General features: G+C 60.4%; 4 protein-coding genes and 1 pseudogene. 4 read left to right on the top strand and 1 reads right to left on the bottom strand.

Going from position 1 to position 4902, the window contains the following annotated elements; genetic code table 11:
- Positions 1-341 precede the first annotated feature (341 nt).
- The 4 genes from QZ292_RS09595 (at position 342) to QZ292_RS09580 (ending at position 4026) form a co-directional block, all read left to right on the top strand.
- On the top strand, positions 342-563 hold the full coding sequence (locus tag QZ292_RS09595; protein WP_294600995.1) for a hypothetical protein: 222 nt from the start codon (positions 342-344) through the stop codon (positions 561-563).
- A gap of 344 nt (positions 564-907) precedes the next feature.
- The gene (locus QZ292_RS09590) at positions 908-1459 is read left to right on the top strand and encodes an FKBP-type peptidyl-prolyl cis-trans isomerase (protein WP_294600992.1); all 552 of its coding nucleotides are present in this window, start codon (positions 908-910) and stop codon (positions 1457-1459) included.
- 204 nt (positions 1460-1663) lie between these two features.
- Positions 1664-2725 carry a thioredoxin family protein gene (locus QZ292_RS09585; protein ID WP_294600990.1) on the top strand — a complete coding sequence of 354 codons (1062 nt, stop codon included), beginning with the start codon at positions 1664-1666 and terminating at the stop codon, positions 2723-2725.
- An 80-nt stretch (positions 2726-2805) separates the two neighbouring features.
- Positions 2806-4026 (top strand): acetate kinase, encoded by a 1221-nt coding sequence (locus tag QZ292_RS09580; protein WP_294600988.1) that lies wholly within the window; start codon positions 2806-2808, stop codon positions 4024-4026.
- Between the two features lie 651 nt (positions 4027-4677).
- Here QZ292_RS09580 and QZ292_RS09575 read toward each other — a convergent pair.
- A pseudogene (locus tag QZ292_RS09575) lies at positions 4678-4902 on the bottom strand (hypothetical protein); the annotation flags it as partial.

The following is a 4902-nucleotide window of genomic DNA, read 5'->3' as shown; positions in this document are numbered from 1 at the left end:
AGTTTCGCCCGTCCACGGGACGTGGGGCCCGCCCGGCCCGAGGGCAGTTCCGTCCTATTGGGGTAGAGGCTGCCAATAAAACACCCTGTGGGTGCGCCCGCGTAAGAGGGCATATTCTGTTGGTTGGCGTTTGGCCAACCAACGAGAATTGCCGCGGGCGACTAAAGCAAGCATTGACAAACCCGCGCGCCACGCCTTAATAGGAAAATCATTCAAAAGCGCTCCACGCTTTTGGATAAGATTTTCCCAAGGCGCGCGGGAAAAACAAGACCGAACCCTGCGGCTCGCAGAGCCGCGCGGGCCGGAGCCACCCAAGGCGTAGGCCGGTAACTTCGCGGTGCTTGTTTTCGGCTACGCTGGCTCCGACCCGCATAAACCCCGCCCCGGGCTTCCGCAACGCAGGAGGCGGTGATCTGGCATACATTGGTAACGAAGGTTTCAGTTGGTCTTCATCGGCCAATGAGACGAACAGCGCCTATTTGCGCATCGTGCCAAATGCGGTTTATCCTTGTCGTTCAGATAATCGCGGACTCGGTCTTCAGTTGCGTTGCCTCTCGGAATAAACGCGCCCACAAGGCGTCTTACTGGCCGTGTCTACCCTAGGTAGCCTCTACCCTATACCGGTGGCACCGCCCCGGGCTTCCGTGGCCACGGCGAGGGCGCGCTGAGCTACGTTGACAACCGCGGCTATAGCTGGTCGTCTGCGGTGAGCGGTACCAATGGCATGAACTTGAATTTCCACGTGACGTGGCTCAATCCCAGCGACGCGAGTAGCCGTGCCTACGGTTTTCAGCTGCGTTGCCTCTCGGAATAAACGGAAGGATAAACGAGAAAAAGATTCAGAACAGGTAAAATAACAGGCCCAGAACACCCGTTATCAAACAAAAACAAACGTAAAAACCAAAGAATGAAGATTTCAGAGAACAAATTCGTATCACTGACCTACACCCTCGTCGTCGACGGCCAAGTGGCCGACCAGGCCACCGCCGAACGCCCCCTGGGCTTCGTGTACGGCATCGGGATGCTCCTGCCCAAATTCGAAGAATACATCGCAGGCAAGATCGCCGGCGACAGCTTCGAATTCGTGCTGAACCCCTCCGAAGGCTACGGCGAAGTTAATCCCCAGGCCGTCGTGAACCTGCCCAAAGAGGTGTTTATGGTCGACGGCGCCATCCCCGACGACATGCTCGTCGTCGGCAACGTGCTCCCCATGGCCGACCAGAACGGCAACCGGCTGATGGGCACCGTGAAAGCCGTGAGCGACACCGACGTCACCATGGACTTCAACCACCCGATGGCCGGCAAAACCCTGAATTTCAGTGGCCAGATCCTCGAAGTGCGCGACGCCCGTCCCGAAGACACCATGCCCGCCGGCGGATGCTCCTGCGGCTGCGAAGGCGACTGTGGAGACGGCGGATGCGGAGAAGGGTGCGGCGAAGGCGGCTGCGGATGCCACTAACCGCGCCGGCTTTAGATCGGACGCGACCCGCCATATAACCATACCTATTTATATCTAGAGTCGCCTTTATATATAGAGTCGCCCGACCGACCACCTGCAGGCCAAAAGCAAGAGAGGCTTTCGCCGGATTATTCTTTAGCAAAGAGAAGATTTTCCGGACAAAGCCTCTTTTTCCGTTCCCTCCCTCATCGAAAAACACCCGCCATGCGCCCCCCAAAAATCCTTCTCCTCCTCCTGCTCCCCCTTCTCCTCCACCCCGCCGCAGGAAAGGAAACCGGCCGGCAAGCCCGCCTGACCTACCACGGCAGCGACCCCTACACCGCCCTGAACGAAGCCCGGAGCCAAGGGAAACTGCTCCTCGTCGAATTCTACGCCGACTGGAACCACCGCAGCCGGTGGATGTCCGAACACGTTCTGAGCGACTCCGCCGTCCGGCTCCTCATCGAGAGCCGGTTCATCCCCGTACAAGTGCCCACCGGCACCACCCAAGGCGCCGAACTCGCCCGGCTGTACGAAGTCACCTCCTACCCCGCCATTTTGATCTTCCACCCCAGCGGCGACGTCCTCGACAAAGTGGACGTCACCCTCGACCCCGCAGACTTCGAACAACGCCTCCGCGCCCTCCTGATGACCACCCAGGGGTACGGTACCTGGCGACTGCGACGTATCTACACCGCCGCCGAGAGCGGCGATCCCGTCGCGACCGATGCCGCCGTGCGCGACTTTCTGCACGGCCAGCTGCCTCAGGATCTGGCCAACAGCGTCATCTGGCCCCTGTTCGAGAACAGCATCGTCCTGCGGAGCGACTCTCCCGCTTTCGACTACCTCACGACCCACATCGAGACCTTTCGCCAAGCCATCGGCCGCGAGACCGTCGACGCCGTGCTCGACGAGACCCTCCGCTCCGGCATGCTTCCCTACGTCGTCGGCAGCCGTCCCTACTCCACCCCGGCGACCGCCGCCCTGGTCGAGACCGCCCGCCGGCTCGACCTCTCCTCCCTCCAGTCCCTGGAATCGATGGCCGACGTCGCCGCCCTGCGGCAAAGCGACGACCTCGACCTCTTCACCGCCCGCGTCGGCCTGCTGATGGCCATGCTTCCCGAACCCTACAGCCTCCCGCTCGCCCTCTCTCTGGAGCCCGTCGCCCTCCGCGGCTCACGCGACACCCGCAAAGCCGCCCGCGAACTCGTCGACGAACTCCTGAACCGCCTCCGCTCGCCCGCCCAGATCGAGATGCTCCACTCGCTGCGCGAACGTTTGGAATAAAATTGTTAACTTTACCCGCCTTAAACGGCGGCAGCCCTACCGGCCGCCCCGTCTGTTTCACGCAACAAATACACATACAGATGATTATACTCGTACTCAACTGCGGCAGCTCCTCCATCAAATACCAGCTGATCCGCATGACCAGCCCCACCGACCACCAGCTGCTGGCCAAAGGGCTCGTCGAACGCATCGGCCTGACCGACGGCCTCCTGACCCACAAACCGACCGGCAAGCCGAAATTCGAATTCGTCCAGAGCATCCCCGACCATTCGGTCGGGATCAACCTGATCCTCGACGCCCTGACCGACGAACACCACGGCGTCATCAAAAGCCTGAGCGAGATCTCCGCCGCCGGCCACCGCGTGACCCACGGGGGGGAATACTTCTCCGACAGCGCCATCGTCAACCCGACCGTCAAACAGCAGATCGAGAGCTGCTTCAAGCTCGCCCCGCTGCACAACCCGGCCAACCTGAAAGGGATTTTGTCGATTGAGCGGCTGCTGCCCACCATTCCGCAGGTAGCCGTCTTCGACACCTCCTTCCACCAGACCATGCCGCGGGAATCGTACCTCTACGCCATCCCGTACAAATACTACGAAGAAGACCGCATCCGGCGGTACGGCTTCCACGGCACCAGCCACAAATACGTGGCCCAGAAAGCTTGCGGGATGACCGGCCTCGACTTCGAACACTCCAAGATCATCACCTGCCACATCGGCAACGGCGCCTCGATCACCGCCATCAAAGACGGGAAATCGTTCGACACCTCGATGGGCTTCACCACCGTCGACGGCCTGATGATGGGCACCCGGAGCGGCGAGATAGACCCCGGCGTACTGCTCGAAATCATGGACAAAGAGGGCCTGAACACCCAGAAAGCCACCGACCTGATCAACAAACAGTCCGGATTGTTAGGCGTGAGCGGTATTTCGTCCGACTGGCGCGACGTGCGCGAAGCCGCCCAGAACGGCAACGACCGCGCCCAGCTGGCCATGGACATGTACATGTTCCGGATCAAGCGGTTCGTGGGGGCCTATATGGCCGAACTCGAAGGCACCGACATGATCGTCTTCACGGGCGGCATCGCCGAGAACGTCGCCAAGCTGCGTTATACCGTATGTAAAGGTCTGGAATCGATGGGGATTTTCCTCGACAACGCCGCGAACGAAGCCGCCGCCGGCGAAGACGCGATCATTTCGACCCCGGACTCCCCGGTGAAAGTGGTTGTAGCGACGACCAACGAAGAACTTGTGATCGCTTCCGACACCTTCCGTTTGCTGCGGAAGCGTCCGGAAGCCTAGGGACATTGGGAGGGAGAAAGTTTTCCCCGTGCGCGAACAAAGGGTTGGGCCGTCGGCAGTTTGAGGATGCGTCAGCATCCGTCTAAAGTTTTTCTGGTTCTCTTTGTTCACAAAGAGAACAGTTTGAGGCGGGACAAAGCTCGCCCCGCGCGCCACGCCTAAAGAGGCGATTCAACTGTTTCGGCGTGAACCGAAACAGAATGAATCGCCCAAGGCGCGCGAGAAAAATAACAAAGTTTGTCCCGCGCGCGATTGCTGGAGAAGGAAATCATTCAAACGCGCATGATGCGTTTGAATAAGATTTCCGCCAGCGCGCGGGAAAAGGCGGCGGAGCGACAGCGGAGCCGCATGGGCTGACACGGGGCCGAGAGCGAGTAGCGCGATTCCGTAGGAATCGCCGTCCTCGGCCTTGGGGTTCGAGGCTGCTATTTCGGGGTGCCCGAAGGCACCGGCGCGAGGGTGTGCGCCGAGGACGAACGGGCGGAGAATTAGGCTGAGCGAGAGCGGGTTGAAGCCTGCGGGGCCCAAAAGCAACGTCAGTTGCGGGCCTCCGCGGGGGGAGGCTTCGGCCCGCGCGCCCCTGACGGGGCGCAGAGATTCTGCCCAGCTTTAGGGTAAAGGCTACCTTTTCGGAGTGCCTGGAGGCCCCGTTTATTCCGAGAGGCAACGCAACTGAAGACCGTAGGCGCGAGCGTTCGCCCCGCTGGGGTGCAGATGGGTCGCGTGAAACCAGAGATAAAAACCATTAATATTACTGATGGATGCAGACCAACTGGCTCCATGGTGTCCTACGTAAACCAAAGCACCATTGTGGCGTTCGTGGTAGCCCGGGGCGGGGCTTGTTTTTCGCGCGCCTTGGGAAATCCAGTCAAAACG

The organism is uncultured Rikenella sp., from assembly GCF_910577125.1.
Lineage (GTDB): Bacteria > Bacteroidota > Bacteroidia > Bacteroidales > Rikenellaceae > Rikenella.
This window is presented reverse-complemented; position numbering and strand designations above follow the sequence as displayed.